28 protein-coding genes are annotated in these 25,784 nt (G+C 47.2%); 19 read left to right on the forward strand and 9 right to left on the reverse strand.

Features of this window, described 5'->3' with window-relative positions; genetic code table 11:
- Positions 1 to 6: 6 nt before the first annotated feature.
- Together ccoO and ccoN are read right to left on the reverse strand one after the other, a co-directional pair.
- Positions 7 to 609, reverse strand: a complete 603-nt coding sequence (gene ccoO / locus FJM67_RS00460) for a cytochrome-c oxidase, cbb3-type subunit II (RefSeq protein WP_140586620.1) — start codon at positions 607 to 609, stop codon at positions 7 to 9.
- A 14-nt stretch (positions 610 to 623) separates the two neighbouring features.
- The gene (gene ccoN / locus FJM67_RS00465; RefSeq protein ID WP_140586622.1) at positions 624 to 2,063 is read right to left on the reverse strand and encodes a cytochrome-c oxidase, cbb3-type subunit I; all 1,440 of its coding nucleotides are present in this window, start codon (positions 2,061 to 2,063) and stop codon (positions 624 to 626) included.
- A 232-nt stretch (positions 2,064 to 2,295) separates the two neighbouring features.
- Between ccoN and FJM67_RS00470 the strand changes: the two genes are divergently transcribed.
- Both FJM67_RS00470 and tusA read left to right on the forward strand, forming a co-directional pair.
- The gene (locus tag FJM67_RS00470) at positions 2,296 to 2,883 is read left to right on the forward strand and encodes an alpha/beta family hydrolase (RefSeq protein ID WP_328591917.1); all 588 of its coding nucleotides are present in this window, start codon (positions 2,296 to 2,298) and stop codon (positions 2,881 to 2,883) included.
- Positions 2,884 to 2,896: 13 nt separating this feature from the next.
- A complete protein-coding gene (tusA, locus tag FJM67_RS00475; protein WP_140586626.1) occupies positions 2,897 to 3,130 on the forward strand; it encodes a sulfurtransferase TusA in 234 nt (77 codons plus the stop codon).
- A 70-nt stretch (positions 3,131 to 3,200) separates the two neighbouring features.
- On the opposite strand, the gene leuA is transcribed toward tusA, so the two are convergent.
- Positions 3,201 to 4,856, reverse strand: a complete 1,656-nt coding sequence (gene leuA, locus FJM67_RS00480) for a 2-isopropylmalate synthase (protein WP_140586627.1) — start codon at positions 4,854 to 4,856, stop codon at positions 3,201 to 3,203.
- Between the two features lie 187 nt (positions 4,857 to 5,043).
- Here leuA and FJM67_RS00485 point away from each other — a divergent pair, with 187 nt between their 5' ends.
- Both FJM67_RS00485 and ribA read left to right on the forward strand, forming a co-directional pair.
- Positions 5,044 to 5,517: an Lrp/AsnC family transcriptional regulator gene (locus FJM67_RS00485; RefSeq protein ID WP_140586866.1), complete on the forward strand. Its 474-nt coding sequence runs from the start codon at positions 5,044 to 5,046 to the stop codon at positions 5,515 to 5,517.
- A 98-nt stretch (positions 5,518 to 5,615) separates the two neighbouring features.
- On the forward strand, positions 5,616 to 6,218 hold the full coding sequence (gene ribA, locus FJM67_RS00490; protein WP_140586629.1) for a GTP cyclohydrolase II: 603 nt from the start codon (positions 5,616 to 5,618) through the stop codon (positions 6,216 to 6,218).
- A 47-nt stretch (positions 6,219 to 6,265) separates the two neighbouring features.
- Here the strand turns inward: ribA and FJM67_RS00495 are convergent, their stop codons facing one another.
- Positions 6,266 to 7,447 carry a DEAD/DEAH box helicase gene (locus FJM67_RS00495; protein ID WP_140586631.1) on the reverse strand — a complete coding sequence of 394 codons (1,182 nt, stop codon included), beginning with the start codon at positions 7,445 to 7,447 and terminating at the stop codon, positions 6,266 to 6,268.
- A gap of 179 nt (positions 7,448 to 7,626) precedes the next feature.
- On the opposite strand from FJM67_RS00495, the gene FJM67_RS00500 reads away from it, so the two are divergent.
- Positions 7,627 to 8,181, forward strand: coding sequence for a DUF1415 domain-containing protein (locus FJM67_RS00500; protein ID WP_140586633.1), 555 nt, complete (start codon positions 7,627 to 7,629; stop codon positions 8,179 to 8,181).
- 51 nt (positions 8,182 to 8,232) lie between these two features.
- Complete coding sequence (locus FJM67_RS00505) at positions 8,233 to 9,075, forward strand: CvfB family protein (RefSeq protein WP_140586635.1); 843 nt, start codon at positions 8,233 to 8,235, stop codon at positions 9,073 to 9,075.
- On the opposite strand, the gene FJM67_RS00510 is transcribed toward FJM67_RS00505, so the two are convergent.
- Positions 9,062 to 9,982 (reverse strand): ketopantoate reductase family protein, encoded by a 921-nt coding sequence (locus FJM67_RS00510; RefSeq protein WP_140586637.1) that lies wholly within the window; start codon positions 9,980 to 9,982, stop codon positions 9,062 to 9,064. The genes FJM67_RS00505 and FJM67_RS00510 overlap by 14 nt on opposite strands.
- Before the next feature lie 83 nt (positions 9,983 to 10,065).
- Between FJM67_RS00510 and FJM67_RS00515 the strand changes: the two genes are divergently transcribed.
- Complete coding sequence (locus FJM67_RS00515; protein ID WP_140586639.1) at positions 10,066 to 10,551, forward strand: YajQ family cyclic di-GMP-binding protein; 486 nt, start codon at positions 10,066 to 10,068, stop codon at positions 10,549 to 10,551.
- Position 10,552: 1 nt separating this feature from the next.
- Here FJM67_RS00515 and FJM67_RS00520 read toward each other — a convergent pair whose 3' ends face one another.
- On the reverse strand, positions 10,553 to 10,870 hold the full coding sequence (locus FJM67_RS00520; RefSeq protein ID WP_140586641.1) for an MGMT family protein: 318 nt from the start codon (positions 10,868 to 10,870) through the stop codon (positions 10,553 to 10,555).
- A gap of 53 nt (positions 10,871 to 10,923) precedes the next feature.
- On the opposite strand from FJM67_RS00520, the gene FJM67_RS00525 reads away from it, so the two are divergent.
- The 12 genes from FJM67_RS00525 to FJM67_RS00580 all read left to right on the forward strand — a co-directional run bounded on the left by FJM67_RS00525 (position 10,924) and on the right by FJM67_RS00580 (position 23,749).
- Positions 10,924 to 11,403, forward strand: a complete 480-nt coding sequence (locus tag FJM67_RS00525) for an FxsA family protein (protein WP_140586643.1) — start codon at positions 10,924 to 10,926, stop codon at positions 11,401 to 11,403.
- 124 nt (positions 11,404 to 11,527) lie between these two features.
- Positions 11,528 to 11,818 (forward strand): co-chaperone GroES, encoded by a 291-nt coding sequence (locus FJM67_RS00530; protein WP_140586645.1) that lies wholly within the window; start codon positions 11,528 to 11,530, stop codon positions 11,816 to 11,818.
- 56 nt (positions 11,819 to 11,874) lie between these two features.
- Complete coding sequence (gene groL / locus FJM67_RS00535; protein WP_140586647.1) at positions 11,875 to 13,512, forward strand: chaperonin GroEL; 1,638 nt, start codon at positions 11,875 to 11,877, stop codon at positions 13,510 to 13,512.
- A gap of 209 nt (positions 13,513 to 13,721) precedes the next feature.
- Complete coding sequence (locus FJM67_RS00540) at positions 13,722 to 15,965, forward strand: FimV/HubP family polar landmark protein (protein ID WP_140586649.1); 2,244 nt, start codon at positions 13,722 to 13,724, stop codon at positions 15,963 to 15,965.
- Positions 15,958 to 16,761 (forward strand): tRNA pseudouridine(38-40) synthase TruA, encoded by an 804-nt coding sequence (gene truA, locus FJM67_RS00545; protein WP_140586651.1) that lies wholly within the window; start codon positions 15,958 to 15,960, stop codon positions 16,759 to 16,761. Before FJM67_RS00540 ends, truA begins: the two co-directional genes overlap by 8 nt.
- Before the next feature lie 7 nt (positions 16,762 to 16,768).
- Positions 16,769 to 17,389, forward strand: coding sequence for a phosphoribosylanthranilate isomerase (locus FJM67_RS00550; RefSeq protein WP_140586653.1), 621 nt, complete (start codon positions 16,769 to 16,771; stop codon positions 17,387 to 17,389).
- A gap of 205 nt (positions 17,390 to 17,594) precedes the next feature.
- The gene (accD, locus tag FJM67_RS00555) at positions 17,595 to 18,458 is read left to right on the forward strand and encodes an acetyl-CoA carboxylase, carboxyltransferase subunit beta (RefSeq protein WP_140586655.1); all 864 of its coding nucleotides are present in this window, start codon (positions 17,595 to 17,597) and stop codon (positions 18,456 to 18,458) included.
- A gap of 4 nt (positions 18,459 to 18,462) precedes the next feature.
- Positions 18,463 to 19,689 (forward strand): bifunctional tetrahydrofolate synthase/dihydrofolate synthase, encoded by a 1,227-nt coding sequence (folC, locus tag FJM67_RS00560; RefSeq protein ID WP_140586657.1) that lies wholly within the window; start codon positions 18,463 to 18,465, stop codon positions 19,687 to 19,689.
- Between the two features lie 22 nt (positions 19,690 to 19,711).
- The gene (locus tag FJM67_RS00565) at positions 19,712 to 20,326 is read left to right on the forward strand and encodes an SPOR domain-containing protein (protein ID WP_140586659.1); all 615 of its coding nucleotides are present in this window, start codon (positions 19,712 to 19,714) and stop codon (positions 20,324 to 20,326) included.
- Positions 20,327 to 20,399: 73 nt separating this feature from the next.
- Positions 20,400 to 20,933 carry a CvpA family protein gene (locus FJM67_RS00570; RefSeq protein WP_140586661.1) on the forward strand — a complete coding sequence of 178 codons (534 nt, stop codon included), beginning with the start codon at positions 20,400 to 20,402 and terminating at the stop codon, positions 20,931 to 20,933.
- A 65-nt stretch (positions 20,934 to 20,998) separates the two neighbouring features.
- Complete coding sequence (gene purF / locus FJM67_RS00575) at positions 20,999 to 22,507, forward strand: amidophosphoribosyltransferase (RefSeq protein ID WP_140586663.1); 1,509 nt, start codon at positions 20,999 to 21,001, stop codon at positions 22,505 to 22,507.
- A gap of 69 nt (positions 22,508 to 22,576) precedes the next feature.
- Positions 22,577 to 23,749, forward strand: a complete 1,173-nt coding sequence (locus FJM67_RS00580; RefSeq protein ID WP_140586665.1) for an O-succinylhomoserine sulfhydrylase — start codon at positions 22,577 to 22,579, stop codon at positions 23,747 to 23,749.
- A 36-nt stretch (positions 23,750 to 23,785) separates the two neighbouring features.
- Here the strand turns inward: FJM67_RS00580 and FJM67_RS00585 are convergent, their stop codons facing one another.
- From FJM67_RS00585 to FJM67_RS00595, 3 genes are read right to left on the reverse strand one after another with little or no spacing between them, the layout of a single operon-like run.
- Positions 23,786 to 24,214, reverse strand: coding sequence for a PilZ domain-containing protein (locus tag FJM67_RS00585; protein ID WP_140586667.1), 429 nt, complete (start codon positions 24,212 to 24,214; stop codon positions 23,786 to 23,788).
- A 1-nt stretch (position 24,215) separates the two neighbouring features.
- Positions 24,216 to 24,989, reverse strand: coding sequence for an OmpA/MotB family protein (locus tag FJM67_RS00590; RefSeq protein WP_140586669.1), 774 nt, complete (start codon positions 24,987 to 24,989; stop codon positions 24,216 to 24,218).
- A gap of 12 nt (positions 24,990 to 25,001) precedes the next feature.
- A complete protein-coding gene (locus tag FJM67_RS00595) occupies positions 25,002 to 25,769 on the reverse strand; it encodes a motility protein A (protein ID WP_140586671.1) in 768 nt (255 codons plus the stop codon).
- Positions 25,770 to 25,784: the final 15 nt, after the last annotated feature.

The raw sequence follows: 25,784 nt of genomic DNA on the forward strand, positions 1-25,784 counted from the left end.
TAGGCCTTATCGTTCAATTACAGTGCCAAGTTGTTGTAGGTAAGCAACAAGCGCATCAATTTCACGCTTGCCACGAACTTCATCTTTGGCGCCGGCAATTGCTTCATCAGTGAATGGTACGCCCACCATGCGTAGTGCTTCCATTTTCGCCGCAGTGTCATTGCCACTTAGCTTGTTCTCAAACAACCATGGGAATCCTGGCATGTTTGATTCTGGAACCACATCACGTGGGTTGTACAAGTGGGCGCGATGCCATTCATCACTGTAGCGCTGGCCAACACGAGCCAAGTCAGGCCCTGTACGTTTAGAGCCCCATAGGAATGGGTGGTCATAAACAGACTCGCCAGCAACGCTGTAAGGTCCATAACGTTCAGTTTCAGAGCGGAATGGGCGAACCATTTGTGAGTGACAGCTAACGCAGCCTTCACGGATGTAGATATCACGACCTTCAAGCTCAAGAGCATTTAGAGGGCGTAAATTAGCTACTGGAGTGGTAGTAGATTTTTGGAAGAATAGAGGAACAATCTCTACCAATGCGCCGAAGCTTATCGCAACGACGATCAGTACGATCATTAACCCCATATTCTTTTCAATTGTTTCGTGACGCATCTCTTACAATCCTCTTATGCTGCTTGTGCTTCTGCTTGTAGTGAAGCGACTTTGCCGTTAGCAGAACGTACAGTCATGTATACGTTGTATGCCATTAGAAGCATACCTAGTACAAACAGTGCACCACCGATTACACGAACAGTCCAGCCAGGGTAACTTGCATCTACCGCTTCGACGAAGCTGTAAGTTAGCGAGCCGTCACTGTTAAATGCACGCCACATTAGGCCTTGCATAATACCGTTTACCCACATTGAAGCGATGTAAAGTACAGTACCGATAGTCGATAGCCAGAAATGAACGTTGATTAGTTTGATAGAGTGCATTTGGCCAGGTTTAAGACCTAGAACCACTGGTAGTAGGTGATAAACAGAGCCGATACTTACCATTGCAACCCAACCTAGAGCACCAGCGTGTACGTGACCGATTGTCCAGTCAGTGTAGTGAGATAGGGCGTTAACAGTTTTGATTGCCATCATTGGGCCTTCGAAGGTAGACATACCGTAGAAAGACAATGAAACAACTAGGAAGCGTAGGATTGGGTCGGTACGTAGTTTGTGCCACGCGCCAGACAAAGTCATTACACCGTTAATCATACCACCCCAAGATGGAGCAAGTAGAATCAAAGACATAACCATACCTAGACTCTGAGTCCAATCTGGTAGTGCAGTGTAGTGAAGGTGGTGCGGACCTGCCCAAATGTAAATAGAGATCAGCGCCCAGAAGTGCACGATAGATAGGCGGTAAGAGAATACTGGCTTACCAGTTTGCTTAGGTACGAAGTAGTACATCATCCCTAAGAAGCCTGCAGTTAGGAAGAAGCCTACCGCATTGTGACCGTACCACCATTGAACCATTGCGTCAGTCGCACCTGAGTAAACAGAGTAAGACTTGAATGCGCCGGCAGGGATAACTGCGCTGTTACCAAGGTGCAATACTGCAACTGTGATAATGAAAGCTCCATAGAACCAGTTCGCAACGTAGATGTGTTTCATCTTACGTTTCCAGATGGTTCCAAAGAAGTTGACAGCATAGGCTACCCAAACCACTGTGATCGCAACGTCGATAGGCCATTCAAGTTCAGCGTATTCTTTCGCTTGAGTGATACCTAAAGGTAGCGTGATCGCAGCAGCGACGATAATTGCCTGCCAACCCCAGAAGGTAAAGCTTGCAAGTACATCGGAAAATAATCGGGCTTGAGTTGTTCGTTGAACAACGAAGTAGGAGGTGGCGAAAAGTGCCGATCCACCGAAGCCGAAGATTACTGCGTTAGTGTGCAGTGGGCGTAAACGACCAAAATGAAGATATGGGATGTTAGCGAGTAAGTCTGGCCATACCAACTGAGACGCAATTAATACGCCTAGTGACATGCCGACGACTCCCCATACCACAGTCATGATGGTGAATGCACGCACCACTCTGTAGTTGTATGTTGGGTGATCAAAAGCTGTGCTCATAGTTTCTTCCACAATCCACGTTGAGTGATTGACCTGTTATTGAAAATGCCATCCTGGTGTATTTCTTTTTTAAAGATTGCAATCCATCGCAGATAACATTCTTTAGGAAAAAAATTACACTTGGATAACTCAGACTAGCGGGCTCATTCTAAGTCTTTTCACATTTCTTTTCTATGAAGCTGCCGAGTAGAATGTGGGCATTCTTTGTCACAGAGCAACGTTTTTACCACTCATGATTTATGTCTTTACCTTACACGGGGCTGGAGTCGGTCATACCAGTCCATTTATGAAAAACTTCAATACCCAGTTGAGTTTAGCATTGGGAGTGAAAGTGACTCCCATTACGTTAGCTTATATGAAGGAGATGGAGGTTGATGGCAGGCGTCGACCTCCACCAAAACTGGTAACGCTGGTGGATGAGGTCATCGCTCAGTTGCCCAAGAATGCGGAAGTTGTCTTAATCGGCAAGTCAATGGGGGCGAGGATTGCGCTGGAGATTGCTGCCCGCATACCGGTTAAGTGCTGTATAGCGTTGGGTTTTCCATTTCACCCAGTAGGGAAGCCGGAAAAAAGTCGTCTGCATCATTTCAATGGGTTAGGAAATACACCATGTGTGGTCTTTCAAGGTAATCGTGATAAGTTTGGTGATCCGTCCTGGTTGTCAGGGGTGGAGCTGCCCGAATCTGTTACATTAAAATGGTTGTCTGGCTTGGATCATGACTTTCAAGGCCTGAAACGGGAAGGTTATTGTGCTGTCGAGGTCATGAAATACTTGGTGGAAGAAGTGGTGCCGTGGTGCACCGGAAAGATTGAAGATTAGAGGGCTTAAAATTATGACAGATGAGACAATAGAGATAGACACGAAGGGCTTATATTGTCCGGAGCCCGTAATGATGTTGCATGCAGCGGTGCGTAAAGCAAATAGTGGTGACCTTATTAGGGTTATTGCTACGGACCCTTCAACCACAAGGGATATCCCCAAATTTTGCCAATTCCTCGGTCATACTCTAGAACGCCAAGAGCAACGTGGTGAAGGGGAATACATCTTTGAAGTTCGTAAGAAATAGCGCCGGGAGGTAACCCGGCGCAGGGTCATTTGTTGATTGTGTCTACAAATGACCTTGTTCAGTCAGTACCTTACTTAGAGGCAAGGCACTGATTGACGGTCGCAAGCACCGCTTGAATGGATGCTGAAACAATGTCGCTGTCGATCGCTACGCCATTGAAGCGCTGCCCATCGATGTTGGCTTGTACGTAAGCGATGGCCTGAGCATCACTGCCTACCGTCAAGGCGTGTTCTTGGTACTGTACGATGTCGACACGGATGCCAAATTGTTCACCTAGAGCCGCACTAAATGCAGACAAGGCCCCATTGCCAGTACCGGTAACTTTCACCGGACCGTCTGTGCCGATTAGCTCGGCAGTGACCGAATCCCGATCAGCCTTACTTAATTCATACTTACCTAGGCGGTAAGGGAAGCTGGCGGTCATAAAGCTCTTTTCAAATAGTTCTTTCATTTCAGCTGCTTCGACTACGCCGCCGTCTTCTTCCGCAAACTTCTGCACGATAGGGCTAAACTCCACTTGTAGCCAACGTGGTAGTGCTAAGCCGTACTCTTGTTCTAGGGCATAAGCCATACCGCCTTTACCCGATTGACTGTTAACACGGATAACTTCTTGGTAGCTACGACCAACATCACGAGGATCAATAGGTAGGTAAGCCACATCCCAAGGTTTGTCGTCTGTCTGGTTAGCCAAGCATTTCTTGATGGCATCTTGATGCGACCCAGAAAATGCGGTGAACACAAGCTCCCCAGCGTAGGGGTGACGTGGGTGAACCGGAAGTTGTGTGCAAGACTGAACTACACTCACAATTCGATCCATATCGCCTAAAGCGAGTTTTGGATCAACGCCTTGGCTGTACATGTTCATTGCCATGGTGACCACATCCATATTACCAGTACGCTCGCCGTTGCCAAGCAAGGTGCCTTCGATGCGGTCCGCGCCAGCCATCAAGCCAAGTTCAGCGGCAGCAACACCACAGCCTCGGTCGTTGTGGGTATGCAAGCTAACAATAATGCTATCCCTGCGTTTAACGTTACGGCAGAAGTATTCAATTTGGTCTGCAAAACGATTAGGAGTGGTTACTTCAACCGTCGCAGGTAGGTTGATGATGCATTTTTTCTCTGGTGAAGGTTGCCAAACGTCAATCACCGCATCACAAACTTCCACTGCAAAGTCGGTTTCTGTGCCAGTGAAGCTTTCGGGCGAGTATTGAAATACCCATTCCGTTTCGGGGTGCTGGTGTGCATGCTCCATAACACACTTAGCGCCATTCACTGCGATTGCTTTAATGCCGTCTTTATCTAAGCGGAACACCTGCTCACGCTGGGTTTTAGAAGTCGAATTGTACACGTGAACCACCGCCTTTTTCGCTCCCTTCAAGGACTCATAAGTACGTGCAATCAACTCTGGACGAGCCTGTGTAAGAACTTGAATGTAGACGTCATCAGGTACTTGGTTTTCTTCAATCAACCAGCGCACAAAATCAAAGTCAAGCTGTGACGCAGCCGGAAAACCTACCTCGATCTCCTTAAAGCCCACATCCACCAACAACTTAAAGAACTCTTTCTTTTGTTCCACTGTCATTGGCTCAACAAGAGCTTGGTTGCCGTCGCGAAGGTCGACGCTAGCCCAAATCGGTGCGCTGGTAATGGTTTGCTCTGGCCATGTGCGGTCTGGAATTGAGACGGGTTCAAATGGGCGATATTTACGGTGGTCAAAAGATTGCATGAGTTTTATCCCTTTTTGTTCTACGGCGGATGGCCGCTTTGTTCAGTGGCGATGCCGGTTAGCATCGAGTTACACATATCATACCTAAAGTGAAACGAAAAAAGATTGCGTTTTGTGTAGGGTTTTTCGATTTTTTAGCTATTATATGCCAACTTAAGTTTGTTTTGAGGTGAAAATGCCCAATCGAATGCAGCTAGATAAGATTGATTTGCGTATTCTTGCTGTGCTTCAGCAAGATTCTAGCGTCACTAACCAGGAGTTGGCAGATCAGGTGGGGTTGTCTCCCTCTCCTTGTTTGCGTCGTGTAAAAGCCTTAGAGGAAAGTGGTCTTATCCGTGGCTCGGTCACCCTGCTAAATCAAAATATGCTTGGCTTGAGGCTAACAGCTTTTATCCAGATAAGTATGGATCGCCACACGCCGGATCGATTCGAGGTGTTCGAGCGAGAGGTTATGGCACTGCCGCAGGTGAAGTCTTGCAGCTTGGTAACCGGTCAATCCGCTGACTATTTGTTAGAGGTCGTGGTTGAAGATATGGATCATTATCAAGAATTATTGCTCGGCAAGCTAACTCGAATTGAGGGTGTTACCGGCGTGCACTCTAGCTTCTTACTGCGTCGCATCGTCGATCGAACGTCATTGCCATTGGAGCATTTAATTTAGTTTGACCGAAATTTACCTATTGTACGTAAACATAGGTATTGAAAGTCGCTATAATGCGCCCCATTTAGACTTAGCATGTTAACGAGAGAAGATTATAAATGAGCACATTGTCGGTCAAACGCCGTGTAGTCATACCGATGCGAGCGGGGGAGGTGATGGCAGAATTCATCTCTTTTGCGGGAGATGATAGTGGCAAAGAACACATTGGTATTTATATGGCGGGAACCAATAAGACCGCTACTGTGCCTTTGGTTCGGCTTCATTCTGAGTGCCTAACAGGTGATGTTTTTGGGTCTGGCCGTTGTGATTGTGGTGAGCAGCTAGAAGAAGCGATCGACCGGATCAACGAGGAAGGTGGATACATTTTATATTTGCGTCAAGAAGGTCGTGGTATTGGCTTGTACGCCAAGTTAGAGGCTTACGCATTGCAAGATCAGGGTTATGATACCTACGAAGCCAATGAAATGTTGCATTTGCCGGAAGATGGGCGTGACTTTTCTATTGCGGCGCAAATGTTGCTGGCATTGGGGGAAAAGCAGGTTAGATTGTTAACCAATAACCCAGATAAGGCTTCCCAGCTAGTGGCAAATGGAATTGAAGTGTCTGAGATTGTTCCAACTGCGGTGCACGTGAATCAGCACAACCGTCAGTATTTAGAGGCGAAAGTAAAGCGCAAGCAACACACTCTGAAATTTGACTAATTTAGTAGCCACCTTGAATCCTCAAGGTGGCTACTTTCCTGCCTAGCTTAGTTCTTCTTTTTCCCTTTTTTTCCGCCTCGGGCCTTTGTTTTAGGTTCAAGTCCGGTGATCTTGGTAAATTTAATTGGACTCCCCATAAAGCGCTGGATCTTTTCAATCATGGGTAAGTCGTGAATGTCCACCAAGCTAAAACAATTTCCGGGCTCACCTTCTCTAGATGCACGGCCGGCTCGATGGATATAGGTGTCGGCGCGACGCGGCAAGCGTAAATTGATCACAGTGTTAATGTCGACCAAGTTAATGCCCCGTGCTGCGACATCGGTCGCTACTAGGACTTGAATGCGATCTTTTTGCATTTGCTTCACGGTCTCAGTGCGATCACTCTGCTTCATTTCTCCATGCAATCCACGCGCACGGATATTTAGTTTACGGATGGCATTTACCCAAGTTTCAACGTGGTCGCGATTGTTTACAAATACCAAAGCCTGCTTCACGGACTCTTGCTGTAGTAGGTGACTGAGTACTTTGAGTTTGTGCTCATCGTCATCGACTCGTATTGCTTTTTGACTGACCAGTGAACTAACAGCGCGAGGAGACTCGCTCAAGTCGATTACGGCGGCATTTTCGCGAATAAACTGGCGGCCAAATTTGCCTAGCTTCTGGTTGTCTAGCGTGGCGGAAAAAAACAACGTTTGGTGCGCTGGCAGTTCTTTCTCGAGGCTAGTAAGGGCATCAGCGAAGCCCATCTCAAGCATGCGATCAGCCTCGTCAATCACTAAGAAGCTGGTGTCAGATAAATCCAGCCAACCTCTTTCATTGAGTTCGGCTAGGCGCCCCGGCGTGGCAACTAAGATATCGCAGACCTCGCTAAGTTGCTGTTGTTGGTTGCCATAAGGTGTGCCCCCAACAATAAGTTGCAACTGGATTCTAGTGTGGCTCAAAAGGTGTTGAACTTGTTGATGAGTCTGGCGAGCCAATTCACGACTCGGGGCAAGAATTAATACTTTAGGTGAAAGTGTGCTTTGCTCGTCCCGATCCAGTATGTGCTGAATCGCCGGTAAAGCAAAAGCCAGTGTTTTGCCCGTACCTGTAGGGGCGCAAGCTATGATGTCCAATCCCTCCAAAGCGGGAGGGATTGCTGCTTCTTGTATCGGTTTTGCGGCAGTGATGCCCATGTCAGCCAGGGCTTGTTCTAAGGTAAAGTCTAACTCTAGGTTCGAGAAACTCATGTAGTGGGCTCTTCAAGTAATATTAGTCGCTATTTTATCACGACTGCCCTTGATACGCAGTGGTAGTTATTGGGTTTTGCCGTTGGGTGAGCAAGTGGAGCGGAATAACCTGTTGGATTGTGCTGCTTTGTTTTGGGGGCTGGGCTATAATTCCGCGCATATTTGCGGAGACATGGCCGATGCTAACAGACGAAAAAGTGATTGCTCAAACCTATCGTTGGATAGAAGAATTTATCATCGGTATGAATATCTGTCCGTTTGCGCGTCGAGAAGTGGTTCGTGGCACAGTTCGGATTGTGGTCGTGCGCTCTCAGAGCGAGCAGGTTGCGTTACAAGAGCTTATGAATGAAGTGGCTTGGTTAGATGAGCATCAGGAAACTGAGACGACGCTGTTAGTGTATCCTGGGCTGTGTGCTCATTTTGATGATTATCTTGATTTTGTGGATGATGCTGAAACCCTAATGTCTCAGCAAGGCTGTGAAGGTATCTATCAGCTTGCTACCTTCCATCCCCAGTATTGCTTTGCGGGCTCAGATCCTGCTGATGCAGAAAATTATACTAATCGCTCGCCTTATCCGATGCTACATATCCTGCGTGAGTCGGGGTTGAGTGATGCAATTGATCGTTTTGGCGACACTTCCATAATTCCGGAGCGTAACATACAGCTCATGGAAAAAACGGGAGTTTCCGCTCTGCAGGCAATCTTATACACCTGTATGCAATCAGGTGACTAGTTTACAGTGGTTTCAACTCACGCTGTTGTCAGCGTTCTAAGGTAAAAATTTATGCAATGCCAAATTGGTAAAATAAATACTCTTGAAGTCGTTCGTGAAAAAGAGTTTGGCGTATATTTGGAGGCGGGCAATCTTGGGCAAATTCTGTTGCCAAAACGTTACATACCGAAAGGCTGCAAAATCGGTGGTCAGTTAGACGTCTTTGTTTATTTGGATTCAGAAGATCAATTGATCGCTACGACTGAAACGCCAAAAGTACAGGTTGGGCAGTTTGCTGGTCTCAAAGCTGTTGCGGTGAATAGTGTCGGTGCCTTTTTCGATTGGGGGTTGCCAAAAGATCTCTTGGTGCCATTTAGCAAACAGAAGAATACGGTAAGTGTTGGGGAAACCCATTTGCTGTTTGTTTACCTAGATGTGGAAACAAATCGCATTGTAGCGACAACTAAAGTAGACGCGCTGCTGAATCGAGAGGAGCCGCCCTATCGAACAGGTGATCAGGTGTCGCTTATTATTGGCGACCGTACAGATATAGGGTTCAAATGTATTGTTGATCAGCGTTTCTGGGGTGTGTTATTTTTTGCTGACGTGCCTGATCGAGTATTTAAAGGGCAGAAGCTAGAGGGTTTTATCAAACGAGTCCGAGAAGATGGTAAAATCGATTTAAGCCTGCAGCAAACCGGTTATCAGAAGGTAACTGATATTCTTGATGATATTGTCGCTTATCTAGAAAAAAACGGTGGCAGCATGGCTATTACCGATAAAAGTAATCCAGAAGACATAAAGCGCGCTTTTGGTGTTAGCAAGGCGACATTCAAAAAGGCGCTAGGTGCGCTTTACAAAGACAAGAAAGTCACGTTGGCTCCTGGGTCCGTGTCTTTGGCTAAAAAAAGTTAAGTAGCTTTCGTTGGTAGGACTCTAGTTCTGCCGGGTTGTTGATGGCTTCATAGAGCAGATCTTGTAATGGGCATTCGATCTGCTCTTGCTTCGCAAAATAACCGCAAATATAGTCAACCTCTGTTTTGCGTTTCAGTCTGATGTCTTGCAGCATAGAGGAATGATTTAGTCCGGTCATGTGTGCCACTGTGGCTATACGATTGCCAAGCATTTCCAGATCAAGCTCCTTAGTGATAGGGTGGTGCGGAAAGCCTTGGTCGCGATAACATGATTTAATTTCTGCTACGGCAGCATCAAAAATATTCCGAACAGGAGTTTGGAGTATCTCGCCATTGGTTACGCCAAAAATCGCGGTTAACGGATTGATTACCGCATTTATTGCAAGCTTTTCTAATAATCGACACTCAATATTGGCGCAATGAAAGTCTTCTAAGGGGTTTGGTCTGCTAGTGGGTGAATGAAGCACGCCAATAAATGTATCGCCTTCGCCGGTCAAGCGGATGCTACTGTCATTGATTTTTAATGTTCCTTCATTGGTGACTCCGGCCCATAAAGATTGGTGTTCTTTTAGGTGTGGAATTAACTCCTGTTGCGCACCAAATCCATTGCATAGACACACAATGTCGGCAGATTTTCTCGTGAGTGACTTTATATCTAAAAAAGCGGGAAGTGCATCATAGGCTTTAGTACAGATAAGTACCTGCTCAAATTTGGAAGTCAAGCTAGCTGAAGTGGCAAAATTTGGCTGGTAGGATTGCTTGATGCCGCTGCTGTCCTCCACACTAATTTCTGTTGGATGGGTTTGGTAACGATGTAATAAAGTGACCTGATGTCCCTGCTCCAACAGGCGTGCAGCCCAGCGCATACCTAATGCGCCGCATCCGATTACTAGCCAATGTTTGTTCATTCAGGTCTCCAACTTGAGGGTGTCTCTAGTCATAATCGTGCTATGATAACGCCTTTAGATTAATGACTAGAGAGGATTCGTCAATGCCATCATTTGATATCGTGTCCGAACTGAATTGGCACGAAGTGACAAATGCTGTAGACCAAGCAAACCGAGAAATCGTGACCCGCTACGATTTCAAGGGAGTGGATGCCAGTTTTACGATTAAAGATAAGCAGGCCATTGTGTTGGAAGCCAAAGCGGAAATGCAGCTGAAGCAGATGGTCGACATGATCAGTCAAAAGTTGGTAAATCGAGGTATCGATTTGAAGTGTCTTGATCGGGGCAAAATTGTAGAGAGCAATTTGCGTGCGACTCAAGAGCTCAAATTGAAAGAGGGTATTGACGCTGCTGAAGCCAAAAAGCTAGTCAAGCTAATCAAAGACAGCAAGATCAAGGTTCAGGCCCAAATCCAAGGTGAGCAGCTACGAGTCACAGGTAAGAAGCGGGATGACCTGCAGCAAGTAATGCAGTTGGTGCGCTCTTCGGAATTAGAATTACCGGTACAGTTTAATAACTTCCGCGACTAATTCAGCGAGCTGGCGGATTGATAGGAAGTATTCGATTGCCTTCAATGCGCCAGCCTTCATGTTCTAGACTTTCTCGTTGTCGCCAGTAGCTGTCGCTCCCTTCGGTAAAGGAAATTTGTTTTTTGCTATTGACGACTCGAAACCACGGAATGGCTGTGTCTTTGGGGAGCTTTGCTAGTATCTTGCCGACTTGGCGCGCATGGTTGGGGGAGTGGGCGAGTCGAGCCACCTCGCCGTAGCTAAGTAGATCTCCCTCATTGCTATTGGCAATTATTGCTAAAACAGCTTCCGCAAACTCCTTCTGTGCTTGAAATGTCATGCTTAGCCCCCACCTTTGAACAATATTCGGAATTATAAGAGAAGAAGGTCGTTATGCGGTTAGCATTGCTGTTATTTATTTTGGTGCCAGTAATCGAGCTTAGCGTGCTAATCGCCGTTGGCGGTGAAATTGGTGCGCTAGCGACGGTGGGGTTGGTTTTTCTAACTGCTATTGTTGGAGTGGCAATAATCCGTACCCAAGGGCTCGATACGTTGCTTCGGGCGCAAGACAAAATGCGCCGGGGGGAGTTGCCTGCTGCGGAAGTTGCCGAGGGCTTTATGCTGGCGATGGCAGGACTCATGTTACTTATACCTGGCTTTGTTAGCGATAGTTTAGGAGCGGTGTTGCTGATTACGCCTCTGCGTCGTCAGGTGGCGCAAACACTAGCTTTAGACTTTCTTACTAAGCGTATGAATATGCGCTCAGCCTGGCATCATCGCCAAGGCGGTTTTGATAATGCCGATGCTACCAACGTATTTGATGGTGAATTCACCAAAGATGCAGAAGAAGCAAAAAAAATTGATAAAAACTGATTTCTGCCCCTTGAAAAAGATTTTGCCAACCACATAAACGTTGGCGATAACGAATCCCGCTTTACAGCGGGGCTAATCCGGCCAGGGGAGTCCTGGTAATGATTAACTTTGGAGATATAGATCAATGAATATTCGTCCTTTGCACGATCGCGTTGTTGTTCGCCGTAAAGAAGAAGAAACAACTACAGCGTCTGGTATCGTTCTGCCAGGGTCAGCGACTGAAAAGCCTACTCAGGGTGAAGTGTTGGCCGTGGGCACTGGTCGTATTCAATCTAATGGTGATGTTCGCGAGCTAGCTGTTAAGGTTGGTGACACCGTTCTATTCGGCCAGTACTCAGGTCAAACCGTTAAGATCAACGGTGAAGAGTTGCTGATTATGAAAGAAGACGAAATCTACGGCATCATCGAAGCCTAATTCGAGGCTTTAGTTCAATCTAAGATTAGCGAAACTTACAATAGGATTAAGAGAATATGTCAGCTAAAGAAGTAAAATTCTCCGACAGTGCACGTCAGAAAATGTTGAAAGGCGTGAATGTATTGGCCGATGCAGTGAAAGTTACCCTTGGTCCAAAAGGTCGTAACGTTGTTATCGAAAAATCTTTCGGTGCTCCACTAGTAACTAAAGACGGTGTGACTGTTGCCAAAGAAATCGAGCTTGAAGACAAGTTCGAGAATATGGGCGCACAGATGGTTAAAGAAGTATCTTCCCAAGCTAACGATGTAGCGGGTGATGGTACTACAACAGCAACAGTGTTGGCTCAAGCGTTTGTAACCGAAGGTTTGAAAGCAGTTGCTGCGGGTCGTAACCCAATGGATCTTAAGCGTGGTATCGACAAAGCGACCAACGCTGTCGTGGCTGAGATTGCTGCATTGGCAACGCCTTGCGCTGATACACGTTCTGTAGAGCAAGTGGGTACTATTTCTGCAAACTCTGACAGCTCAGTGGGTAAGATCATTGCTGAAGCAATGGAGCGCGTTGGCAAAGAAGGCGTAATCACAGTTGAAGAAGGTTCTGGCTTCGAAGACGAGCTAGCTGTTGTAGAAGGTATGCAGTTTGATCGTGGCTACCTATCTCCTTACTTCATCAACAACCAAGAAACGATGAGTGCGGAGCTAGAAAACCCATTCATTTTGTTGGTTGATAAGAAAATCTCTAACATCCGCGATCTTCTACCAGTGTTAGAAGGCGTTGCAAAAGCATCACGCCCACTACTTATCATTGCTGAAGACGTAGAAGGTGAAGCGCTAGCAACGCTAGTTGTTAACTCTATGCGCGGCATTGTCAAAGTTGCTGCGGCTAAGGCTCCTGGTTTCGGCGATCGTCGTAAAGCAATGTTGCAAGACATCGCTATTCTAACTGGTGGTACGGTAATTTCTGAGGAAGTTGGTCTAAGCCTAGAGGGTGCTACACTTGAGCATCTAGGTACGGCTAAGCGTGTTACGCTAACCAAAGAAAACACGACTATCGTTGACGGTGCTGGTGATGCAGCTGCTATCAATAGCCGTGTTGAGCAAATTCGAGCGGAAATGGCTAACTCTACGTCTGACTACGACAAAGAGAAGCTACAAGAGCGCGTTGCTAAACTAGCTGGTGGTGTTGCGGTAATTAAGATCGGTGCCGCCACTGAAGTAGCGATGAAAGAGAAGAAAGCTCGCGTTGACGATGCGTTACATGCAACTCGCGCCGCAGTAGAAGAAGGTGTTGTCGCTGGTGGTGGCGTTGCTCTAGTTCGTGCGCTAACTAAAGTAACTGGCCTAGAAGGTGACAACGAAGATCAGAACGTTGGTATTACTTTGGCTCTACGTGCGATGGAAGCGCCAATGCGTCAAATCGTTACCAACGCAGGTGACGAAGCTTCTGTTGTGGTTGATAAAGTTAAGCAAGGCGAAGGTAACTTCGGCTACAACGCTGCGACTGGCGAATACGGCGATATGATTGAAATGGGTATCCTTGACCCTGCTAAAGTAACTCGTTCTGCGCTACAAGCGGCGGCTTCTGTTGCTGGTCTAATGATCACTACTGAAGCTATGATCGCTGATCTGCCAAAATCTGATGCTCCTGCAATGCCTGATATGGGCGGCATGGGTGGTATGGGGGGCATGATGTAAGGCCCTAGGCATACATCATTTATCTCATGCAATCATAATATCAAAGCCCTGTCTCGTGCAGGGCTTTTTTATTTTCTACTTGGTGAAAGATAGCAGGTAAATATTGCCTGTCGACAAACCATTGATTCTAAAGCTATTGATAATTGCCAAACCGTATTAGATACTTGCAGGCAAACTATTTTTGTAAAATTCAAAAGAAAGGGATGCGTATGCTTAAAAAGACGCTGATTAGTCTCGCTGTTGGTGCTGCATTATTCTCATCATGTGCCTCGGCGCTCGAATTAGGCGAGCTAACCTTTCAATCTCAGGCTGGTGAGCCGCTGTTGGGTTCTATTGTGCTGAGTGATGTGCAGGGGCTTACCCCGGGTGAAGTGTCAGTACGTCTCGGCAGTGAAAGCGAATTTCGCCAAGCTGGCTTTGCACCAACACGGGTGCTGTCGCAACTGCGTTTTGCGGTCGTTGAAGACAATGGTCAACTTAAGGTATCTGTCCGTTCCACGCAGCCTTTGCAGGCGGATGAACTGAAGTTTGTGTTGGCGGCCAGTTGGCCGAGTGGGCAGGTGGTTCGAGAATACCAAGTGCCGCTTAACAATCAGGTGTTAGTTGAAAAAGCGCAACCAGAAGTGGTGCAAAACACTAGCGTTCCGACCGCCACCGTGACTCCTCGTACGACGGCGCCCACTTCGATGCCTAACTCGGTATTTGAAGCTGAGACTAAGGCTGCTCAAGCGTTGGCGGATAAAGGTCAGCTAGGTGTAAAGAAAGGCAATACGCTCTGGTCAATTGCTTCAGCGAACCGGCCTAATAATCAGCTGACTATTTACCAAACCATGATGGCGATTCAAGCCCTCAACCAAGATGCTTTCCTTGCGAATAATATCAATTTGTTGAAAGAAGGCTCTGTCCTACGTTTACCCACCCAAGAACAGATCGCACTGTTTAATCAAATTGCCTCCAAGGGCGAGTTTGAACGCCAGCATCAAGCCTGGATGGCACTTAAAGCGGCAGGTAAAACACAGCAAGATATAGCCGCTGAACAAATGAATACCCAAGCCGCTAGTAATACAGCGTCTGCTCCGGTGGAAAATAACGAAGACAAACTACAACTTGCCTCTGGTCAGAGCGTCTTGCCTGCGGAAGAGGCAGGTTCCAATCCAGCAGATCAGGTCAAAATTGGCGAGCTTGAATCAGAGCTATCTGCTACCCAAGAGTTGCTAGACAAGGAGTCGCGAGAAAAAGCGGAGTTGAGTGATAAACTTTCAGAGTTAAACAATCAACTGGCGACTCTGGAAAAACTGATCAGCCTAAAAGATCAACAGATGGCAGAGCTGCAGCGCCAATTCATGAGTGCTCAGCAAGCTTTACAGGAACAAAAAAATACCGTCGATCAATTGTTAGAAGCAGATCAGTTGCGTCGTGAACAAGAGGCGGCAGAGCAAGACAGCCTTACTAATAAGATATTTGGCAACCCTATTATTATCTCCGTAGCTGGTGCCGTTTTATTACTGTTGGGTTTCCTCGTGGGACTGATTATGCGTCGCACTGGCAAAAAGAAGGAAAAGGAATCTGGTAATGGCGAGTTTGACCTAGCTCCTGTAGCTACGGCATCAGCAGCGACTGCCGCCGTAGCGGCTGTCACTGAGCCTCCTGCTACACCGGCACCTGAGACAGTAACCACGACTGTAAGTGAGCCGGAAGAAGAGCTGATAGAAGAAGATCCGTTTGCCTTTGATTTTGACGCGGACGAATCTGATGCCTTTAACGACTTTGACGAGATGGAAGTTCCAGCTGCAGAGCCAAAAGCAGCTGAACCAGAGGTTACTCCGGTAGCGGATGAACTCGATGATTTTGATATTCCAAGTACTGAGTTTGAAGAAGAGGATGACTTTAGTGCGCTGGATGCCCAAATGGATGAACTAACTGAAGTCGACGATATTCTTGATGACTTCGCGGTAGAAGAAGATCCACAAGATGATATTCCGACAATGGACGAGGTTGCGTCAGAAGATGAATTTGATGTTGCCGCTGAAGTTGATGAATTGCCTTCCGAGGATTTTTCTGAAGAAGAGTCATTTGTGAGCAATTTGCTGAATGATATGGATGTTGCCGAAGACGATCAGGATACGATTCCTGACGTTGATCTGGAAGAATCCATTGAAGAATCCTTGTCTGATGGTGATATTGAATCTGACTTTGGCGATTTGGATGTGCCAGATTTTGGTGTTGAAGAAGCGAATGAAAGTGCTGAGGTCGATGATGAGGAAGAAGATATCGACTTCTTTGATGCAAGTGGTGATGAAGTTGCCACCAAACTGGATCTGGCCCGCGCCTATATGGATATGGGCGATGAAGAAGGCGCCCGAGTCATCTTGGAAGATGTGTTGAACGTCGGTAACGAAAGCCAAATTGCGGAAGCGCAAAGTATGATGGAGCGCATGTTCCCAGGTGAGTAATAAGAAAGTCGCGCTAATTGTCGAGTACAACGGCGCAGCATACAAAGGTTGGCAGGCGCAAAAGTTTACCGATGATACGGTTCAAGGAAAGCTTGAACAGGCGCTTACCAAGATTGCGAATCATCCGGTGAGTGTTATTTGTGCTGGTAGAACCGACGCCGGTGTGCATGCCAGTGCGCAAATTGTGCATTTTGAGACATCTGCAATACGTCCAGAGCGGGCTTGGACGTTAGGCGTAAACACTCACTTGCCTGACGATATTTCGGTTAAGTTTGCCGCTTATGTGAGTGATGGCTTTCACGCTCGGTTCTCCGCCTTGAGTCGTCGTTACAGATATGTAATTTATCAGAGTGAATTTCGTCCAGCCTTACTAGGAAAAGGTGTCACTTGGACCTATAAAAGCCTTGATGTGGAAACAATGCGCGAGGCGGCAAAGCATTTTGTCGGTACTCACGATTTCACTTCGTTTCGAGCAATTGGTTGTCAGGCCCATAGCCCAGTTCGCACAGTGCATCACTTTACCGTTGAGCAGATTGGTAGCTATATTGTTCTTGATGTGCAAGCCAACGCATTTTTACATCACATGATTCGCAATTTCGCCGGTGTTTTGATGGCGATTGGTGCCGGTGAGCAGCCTGTTACTTGGGCTAAAGAGGTACTTGAAGCACGCGACAGGGCGAAAGGGGGGGTGACTGCGCCGCCATACGGCTTATATTTTGTAGACGTGGAATATCCTGCCGAATTCAATTTGCCTCGTATCCCGGTTGGTCCCCATTTTCTACCAGCTACAGTTTGAGGCTAGCATGAGTTGTCGAGTAAAAATCTGCGGTATCACCAATTTAGAAGATGCCATGTTGGCCATTTCAAGCGGAGCCGATGCATTAGGTTTTGTCTTTTATCCCCCTAGCCCCCGCTATATCTCCATTAGTGATGCCCAAGCTATAGTTTCCAAACTTCCGCCTTTTGTTACTCCTGTCGCCTTGTTTGTCGATGCTGCGAGGGATGTAGTTGCGGAGTTATTGGATGGCAGCCCGCGTTGGTGTTTACAATTTCATGGTCAAGAAACACCTGAATATTGTGAGCAATTCAGTGTTCCTTACTACAAAGCGCTGCGTATGAAGCCCGGCCTAGACATTGCCGCCATTGCAAATAGTTATCCCTGCTCAATGGCGATTCTCTTGGATGCCTATAAGCCCGGTGTGCCTGGTGGTACTGGTGAGACATTTGACTGGGAGAGCATTCCACAGGGCTTACGTAAGCCGTTAATTTTGGCGGGTGGTCTGTCAATTGATAATGTAGCTAAAGCCATTGATATAGTTCGTCCATTTGCAGTGGATGTGAGTGGTGGCGTTGAACTAGAGCCGGGCAAGAAAGATCCAGATAAGGTTCGAGATTTTATCCGAGCCGCAAAGTATTACGGGTGATTTTTAAGCGCTAGTTAAAGAAAAATACTTAGCGTTCAGAATACGGTGATCAAGCCCCGTGTTCTGTAGTAGAATGCGCCTATTCTTAGTTAATATTTCCGCCGTTACGGCTGAAAGAAACATATTATTCGAGACAGTCACTTGGGGCGGTTACTTCCTCCAGAAGGTTAGACTAGTTTCGGTCCAGACACATGTGGAGTATTAGATGAGCAGCTGGTTAGATAAATTTGTCCCTTCGATTATGCGCAGCGAAACCAAACGTGGTCAGGGTAGCGTACCGGAAGGTCTGTGGAAGAAATGTCCAAAGTGTGAAAACGTGTTGTACCGTCCGGAGCTAGAGAAAAATCTCGATGTTTGTCCGAAGTGCGACCATCACATGCGTATCTCTGCTCGTCGCCGCTTAGACGTTTTTCTAGATAAAGAAGGACGGGTGGAAATCGCCGCTGGTCTTGAGCCAGAAGACAAACTGAAGTTTAAAGACTCCAAACGTTATAAAGATCGTTTGACTGCGGCTCAGAAGGCAACAGGCGAAAATGACGCCCTTGTAGCGATGGAAGGCACTTTAAACGGCATGGGTATTGTAGCGGTTGCCTTTGAGTTTAACTTCTTGGGTGGCTCAATGGGCTCAATTGTTGGAGAGAAGTTTGTCCAAGCAGCAAATGTTGCACTAGAAAAGAGAATTCCGTTGGTGTGTTTTTCTGCCTCTGGCGGCGCTCGAATGCAAGAGGCGCTGATCTCGCTTATGCAAATGGCTAAGACTTCTGCCGTATTGGAAAAACTGAAGCAGCAGGGTGTCCCTTACATTTCCTTTATGACCGACCCTGTGTTTGGGGGCGTATCTGCGTCACTGGCAATGCTTGGTGACCTGAATGTGGCTGAGCCAAATGCGCTGATTGGCTTTGCAGGCCCACGCGTTATCGAACAGACTGTACGCGAAAAGCTACCAGAAGGTTTCCAGCGCAGCGAGTTTTTGATGGATAAAGGGGCATTGGATATGATCATTCCTCGCCATGAGATCCGCGATCGTCTTTACAACATCCTTTCTATCTTGTCTCACAAAGCAGCATAACCCAATGGCACATCCGTCATTAGACTCCTGGCTCTCTTATATAGAGAGCCAACATCCAGCAGAAATTGAACTCGGGCTTGACCGTGGATTGGCGGTTTTACAACGTCTTGATTTATCCCGGCCAAAACACAAAGTTATCACCGTTGCCGGGACCAATGGTAAGGGTTCGACTTGCACGCTGATCAGTAGTTATCTGGTGCGTCAAGGTTACCGAGTTGGTACTTATACCTCGCCTCATTTTCTTCGCTTTAACGAGCGTGTTGCCCTAGATAGTCAGCCTTGTAGCGATAGCTTGTTGATGGAAGCATTTGCTGTAGTAGAGCAGGCTCGTGGAGATATACCGCTTACTTACTTCGAGTTTTCTACCTTGGCAGGTTTGTGGGTCTTTTCCCAGCAATCACTCGACTACTGGGTGTTAGAAGTTGGGCTCGGTGGCCGTTTAGATTCAGTCAATATGATTGATGCAGATGTGGCGGTGATTACATCAATCGCTTTAGATCATATGGATTGGCTAGGTGATTCAATCGAGGTTATTGGGCGAGAGAAAGCTGGAATTTGTCGTCCCGGCAAACCATTGGTCAACGGTATGTATCAAGGGCCAGCTAGTATCGCCCAAGTAGCCGCTGAGCAAGATGCTATCTACAGCGAGAAGGGGGTGGATTTTCGTACTGAAGTAACGGCTTCAGGTATGGAATTTCGTGGGTTTGGTCAGCACTTGGTTGGTCTACCACTTCCTAAGCTGCCGCAGGAAAACGTTGCTACTGTGATTGCTGCATTAATTCAGGCTGAGGTTAAGATCGATCACGGGATACTGTCCCAGACATTGACTGAAACAACCTTAACTGGTCGTTTTCAGCAGGTGGCTAATGATCCTGTTATTTATTTGGATGTAGCCCATAATCCTGAAGCCGCCGGTACGTTAGTGCAACAGCTACAAGGTTTAGGGCGTCAGCCTATTGCTATATGTGGTATGTTGAAAGACAAAGATATTGCCAGCGTCATGGCGTTGCTGGAGAACAGTTTCGCATCTTGGCATTTGCTTGATCTTGACGTGCCTCGTGGTAGCAAGGCGGATCATCTAAAGCAATACCTTCCTGCTGCTCTAACCCATCAATACTCTAGTATGGCCGAGGCATTAGCGGTGGCGAGTGACGAAGCAAGGAAAGAGCAACGGGCTATCGTTGTATTTGGCTCATTTATCACGGTAACGGAATACTTAAGCCTAAACTAGCCTAATCAAAGGGGGATATAGGATGATGGATGGCAAGTCTCGACACCGGCTCATTGGCGCTGTGGTGTTATTGGCTTCTTCGGCTGTGGTATTGCCGCTCATTTTGGACGGAGAAAGGCCGGTCGAACTTGATGAGCTTATTCAAATTCCTACTGAGCCAGATTTCCCTTTGGTTGAAATTGCTCCTGTTAAGCCTCTTTCTGCCGTAGCTGCAGGGGAGGGTGAGGCGGAGAATGAACCAGTATCTTCCGTCGCAGAAATTGAGTTAGTGCCCGATCCTAAGTTAGCATCGCCGGTGTCATCTGGGCAGTTATCCCGTCAACAGGCTGATGCAGCTAGCGTCAAGGCGGAAGTCAAAAAGCCGTCTGCTAAAGCGGCCTCTGCCCAGCCAACTGTCCCTATAGGGGACCGTTGGACAGTACAGATAGCGACGTTTAAGAATCGTGAAAATGCCACCCGTCTCGTCAGCAAGCTAAGCGAGGCAGATTATAATGCCTACGCGGTGACAACGAATTCCCTCTACAAAGTCTATGTTGGGCCAGAGTTGAAACGCTCAGCAGCAGAGCAAATTCTGGTGGACATCCAGAAAGAGTTTAGCCTTAAAGGTTTTGTCGTTAAGTATGCACCAAACCCCTAAGGTTTTCGGTATCAGTTATTTTGCTTTTCGGCGCGCTCTGGTAAACTGCGCCGCGATTTATTGAGGGAAATAGATGGACACTTTTGAAGCGATCTCTACGCTTGATTGGTTAATCATCGCGGTAGTGGTGTTATCGTCTTTGTTGAGTTTGAAGCGTGGCTTTGTTAAGGAAGTCCTGTCGCTTGTTACTTGGGTGGTTGCCTTTTTAGTCGCGGTTAAGTTCACCGATAACTTGCAAGTTCTCTTAGTTGATCAGGTTCAAAATGACCAGATCCGCTATATAGTCGCCTTCGCTACGTTATTTATCGCTAGTTTGGTTGTGGGGGCGTTGGTGAGCTACTTGTTAGGCTCACTAATACAGGTTACGGGATTGTCTAGCACCGATCGTGTGCTGGGTATGTTATTTGGTTTTGCTCGCGGTAGCCTGATTATCGTGGCATTTGTTTCATTATTGAGTTTAAGTCCTGCAATTGAAAAAACGACATTTTGGCAACAATCTCAACTTGTGCCACAACTTGTCATTTTAAAGGACTGGGTGCGAGAAATGTTAGGCAAAGGCTCAGATTTAGTTGATCCGAGCCTTATTAATCGCGCTCTAAGCAGTTAAGAAATTATTATCGATAGTTTCGCCATAGTTGGCTTAGCCATCCCCTAAAACACGAGGTAATTTACATGTGTGGTATCGTTGGTGTCGTCGCCACGTCCATGGTTAATCAAACCATATTTGACGCTCTCACGCTTCTTCAACACCGCGGTCAGGACGCCGCTGGTATGGTAACGAGTCACAATGGATTGCTGTGTTTGCGCAAGGACAATGGCCCAGTAAGCGAAGTCTTCCGCACCCGACACATGAAAAAATTGCATGGCAACATCGGTATTGGTCACGCGCGCTATCCAACCGCGGGTACCTCCAGCTCTGCCGAAGCTCAGCCCTTTTATGTAAACTCTCCCTACGGTATTTCCCTTGCTCACAATGGCAATTTGACGAATACAGAAAAGCTCAAACGTGAAGTGTTCGAATCGGACTTGCGTCATGTGAATACTACATCTGACTCTGAAGTATTGGTCAACGTACTTGCCCATGAGCTTCATGAAGAAGGTAAACTCGTACCTACTCCAGAAGATATCTTTAACGCCCTAGAGCGAGTTTATAAGCGCGTCGAAGGTGGTTATGCCGTCGTTGTGTTAATTACGGGATATGGCATTTTAGCGTTCCGTGACCCCGATGGTATTCGTCCGTTGATCTATGGCACTAGAGAAGGCAAAGATGGGGTGATCGAATATATGGTCGCTTCCGAGAGCGTCGCTTTGGATGCGGCTGGCTTTACGGTGGAGCGTGACATTCGCCCCGGCGAGGCAATGTTCTTCGACTTGAATCACAAACTGCATACCCGTCAGTGCACTGAGCCAAAGGCTCCGCGTCCTTGTTTGTTTGAGTATGTTTACTTTGCTCGTCCAGACACTGTGATCGATAGCATCTCCGTTTACAAGGCGCGCATGAATATGGGCGACAAGTTGGCGGAAAAAATTAAGCGTGAATGGCCCGATCACGATATCGACGTGGTTATTCCAATCCCGGACACAAGCCGCACAGCAGCGTTGCAGATTGCTCAAACGTTAAATATTCCATTCCGTGAAGGTTTGGTAAAAAACCGGTACATTGGCCGCACGTTCATTATGCCAGGGCAAACGGTACGTAAGAAATCGGTTCGCCAAAAGCTGAATCCTGTGCCATTCGAGTTCAAAGACAAAAACGTTTTATTAGTTGATGACTCTATTGTACGCGGTACCACCAGTCGTGAAATTATTGAAATGGCGCGGGAAGCAGGTGCAAAGAAAGTTTACCTAGTGTCGGCTGCTCCAGAAGTGCGTTATCCAAACGTTTATGGTATTGACATGCCTGCGGCGGAAGAATTGATTGCCCACGACCGCACTGTCGAGGAAATCTGTGAATTGATTGGTGCAGACAAATTGATTTACCAAGATCTACAAGACTTGATTGACGCCTGCGTCGATGAGCGCCATTCCGATGTGCGTGAATTCGATACGTCCGTATTCAATGGTAATTATATTGCAGGTAACATTACGGAAGAGTATTTAGCTGGTCTGGCTTCTGCACGTAGTGATGCCAATAAAAATATGGCAGCAACGGCATCGAGTGATTTGATGTTACCTATGTAGAAGTGGTGAGTTAGGATAACAAGCCAGGCCTAACGTGCCTGGCTTATTTGTTTATGAGGGTGTTTGGGTATGAGTGATTATAAAGAAGCGACCTTGGCGGTGCAGGCGGCCATTCGACAAACTTCTGAGCAAGAAAATAGCGAAGCCATATTTATGACTTCAAGCTTCGCCTACGGGAGTGCTGAAGAGGCGGCGGCTAAGTTCGGTGGTGATGCCGGTGGCAATATTTATTCTCGCTTCACCAACCCAACTGTAGAGCTGTTTGAAAAACGTTTAGCTGCCTTAGAAAAAGGGGAGGCGGCCGTTGCCACGGCGTCTGGTATGGCGGCCCTACAGACTCTAGCTTACAGCTTGCTTCAAGCGGGAGATAAAGTTGTCTGCTCGCGCAATATCTTTGGCTCTACAGTCAAATTCTTCAACGCCTACGTAGCGAAGTTTGGTGTTGATATTGTTTATGTTGATGCCACTGACTATGACGCTTGGGCGATTGAAATTGATAGTCGCACCCGCCTTTGCTATTTCGAAACGCCATCTAATCCCCTGTACGAAGTGGTTGATGTGGCCCGTGTCACCAAGTTGGCCCATGCTAAAGGGGCGCTATTATGTGTGGATACGGTGCTTGCTACACCCGCTTTACAAAACCCGCTAACCCAAGGGGCGGATATCGTGATGCAATCTGCCACCAAATTTATTGATGGACAAGGACGTGCGCTTGGTGGGGCGCTGATCTCCAATGCAGAGATTTGTGAGAAATTCGTCGGCTTTATGCGCAGTGCTGGCCCGGCCATGAGTCCGTTTAACGCTTGGGTGTTGTTAAACGGCCTAGAAACGCTAGCATTGAGAATGAAAGCGCATTCTGCAAATGCTCAGGCTTTAGCTGAATATTTAGATGCTCATCCCAAGGTTAAGAAAGTTAACTACGGTGGACTGCCGACACATAAGTATCATGAGCTTGCCAAACAGCAGCAGAAAGGGTTTGGCGGAGTGCTATCGTTTGAGCTAGATGGTGGTCGGGAGCAAGCTTGGCGCTTCATTAACAATGTTAAGCTGATGTCGATTACGGGTAACTTGGGGGATACGAAAACACTGGTGACCCACCCGGCCTCTACCACTCACGGTAGGCTTACTGATGAAGAAAAACATAAGGCTGGCATTGTAGAAGGACTAGTGCGAGTATCCGTCGGGATTGAAGATATTGAAGATATTTTGGCTGACGTGGAGCAAGCGTTAGCCAAATTGTAGTAGTGGGAAACTAGGCTACGGGGAGTGATTCGTAGCCTAGTCTTTGCTGGTTTTTTCTATTTCGCTAGCACTCAGGATTTGCTGCTCGTCAATGATGCGTTTAGCAGCTACCTCGGTGCGCCTAGCGTGCTTCTGGCAGTGCAAAACGTACGCCTCGATCTGCTGTCTAGCATCCCCTTCGAGTTTGCTAAAGTGCCATCCAGATTGTTTGTCATTGCTATAAATTCGTGTTGCAGAGGCCGCAACAATATCGAGTTGTTCTAGCTCGATAATACCTTCCATATTAGCTGGTAAGTTCATCTCACTCTGTGTGGCAAGAGCCATCCCGCTAATGCTGAGGTTGACGAGCAAATACCGCTCACCATTGGCGTTATCCACAAAGTACGCTGGCGTTACAGGGGTAACGCGAACCGCATCACGTCGGTCGTTGGATTCATAATGCATGTAAGATGAGCGAATTTCCATGCTATTTAGACCTGAGCTTCTTATTATCTCTTTCTAGCACAAATTCCACGCGTCGATTTAGAGCACGATGCTCTTCGGTATCGTTGCGGACTAGCGGAATACTGTCTGCATACCCCGTCGCCGTCATGCGCTCTGGGGAAATGCCATTATTGAGAAAGTAGCGTAGTGTCGTGGTGGCTCGAATGGCCGACAGTTCCCAGTTACTGGGGAAGCGGGAAGTTCTTATGGGGATATTATCCGTATGTCCTTTGATGCTGATGTCATAGTCTGGATAACGCTGAAAAATATTCAAAAGGGTGGCATAGATAGGCTCTGCTTCCCACTTAATCTCCGCCTCGCCGGACTCAAATAGAGATGATCCATCCACACGAATCGTGATACGTTCACCATCTTCAAATACAGAAACTTGGGACTCTAATGCGGTGGCTACAAAGCGGTTAGCCACATCATTGGCAATTTCTTTTACTTGTTCTCGTACTTCTTCATCAATGGGTTCTTTCGCGTAAGTAAGTTGATCATTGGTTGCCATCTGCGGCTCAGCGGGTCTAATAACTTCCGTGCCGCCACCAGAATATTTTAGCGGGTCCTGTCTTACCAAGGCACCATTACTGTTTAATGCAACCTGAATCGAGGAGAGTGCTGCCACTAGGGTGGTTTCCGTCATCCGCGATAAGCTGTACAGCAGGATAAAGAACACCAGCAGCAGGGACATAAGATCGGCAAAGGTGAAAATCCAGCCTGCACCATCGTCTTCTTCAAATAATGGGTCGGACATAATACCCCCTACCTACTCAGCGATACCGGCAGGTTTACGTTGGTGGGCTGGCACATAAGAGGACAGACGCTCGTATACAGCGAGATAGTTGTTACTACCTAGCAAGCTGACTGTACCATCGCGAATGATTTCTAGAGTTTGAACTTCTAGTATGGTTCGAGCACGCAGCTTACCGGCGATCGGGTTAAAGATCACGGTAGCCAAAAGGGAACCGTAAAAGGTGGTCAATAGAGCCACCGCCATTGCTGGGCCGATGGATTCCGGATTATCTAGTTGGGATAGCATCTGTATCAGACCGATCAAAGTCCCCAACATGCCGAATGCTGGAGCATAGGTCCCCATCTTCTTAAACACATCTTGCACAACAAAGTGGCGGGTCTTGAGGGAATCAATGTCGGCTTGCAGAGTTTTACGAATGTAATCTTCGTCAGAGGCATCAGAAGCCATGCTTAGGGCACGTTTTAGAAAAGGGGAGTCCGCATCTACGCGGCTCAATGCGACTAGGCCTTCCCGGCGCGCTACTTTGGTCAGATTCAACATGGTTTGAATCATGGCTTGAGGGTCCTGCTTATCTTGCGCGAACACAATAAACATTGCCCTTAAAGCCGCCATGGTGTCTCGAAACTGGAACGTCAACAGAGTCGCGGCAATGGTACCTCCGATAACAATCATAATACCAGGGATGTTAATGAATATTGAGATATCACTACTACCGATAAAGATGGCAGAAACGATAAGTGCGAGACCGGAGACAATACCTATAAAAGAAGCGAAATCCATCGTTTGCTATACCTA

This window comes from Maribrevibacterium harenarium (genome assembly GCF_006385675.1).
Classification (GTDB): domain Bacteria; phylum Pseudomonadota; class Gammaproteobacteria; order Pseudomonadales; family Marinomonadaceae; genus Marinomonas; species Marinomonas harenarium.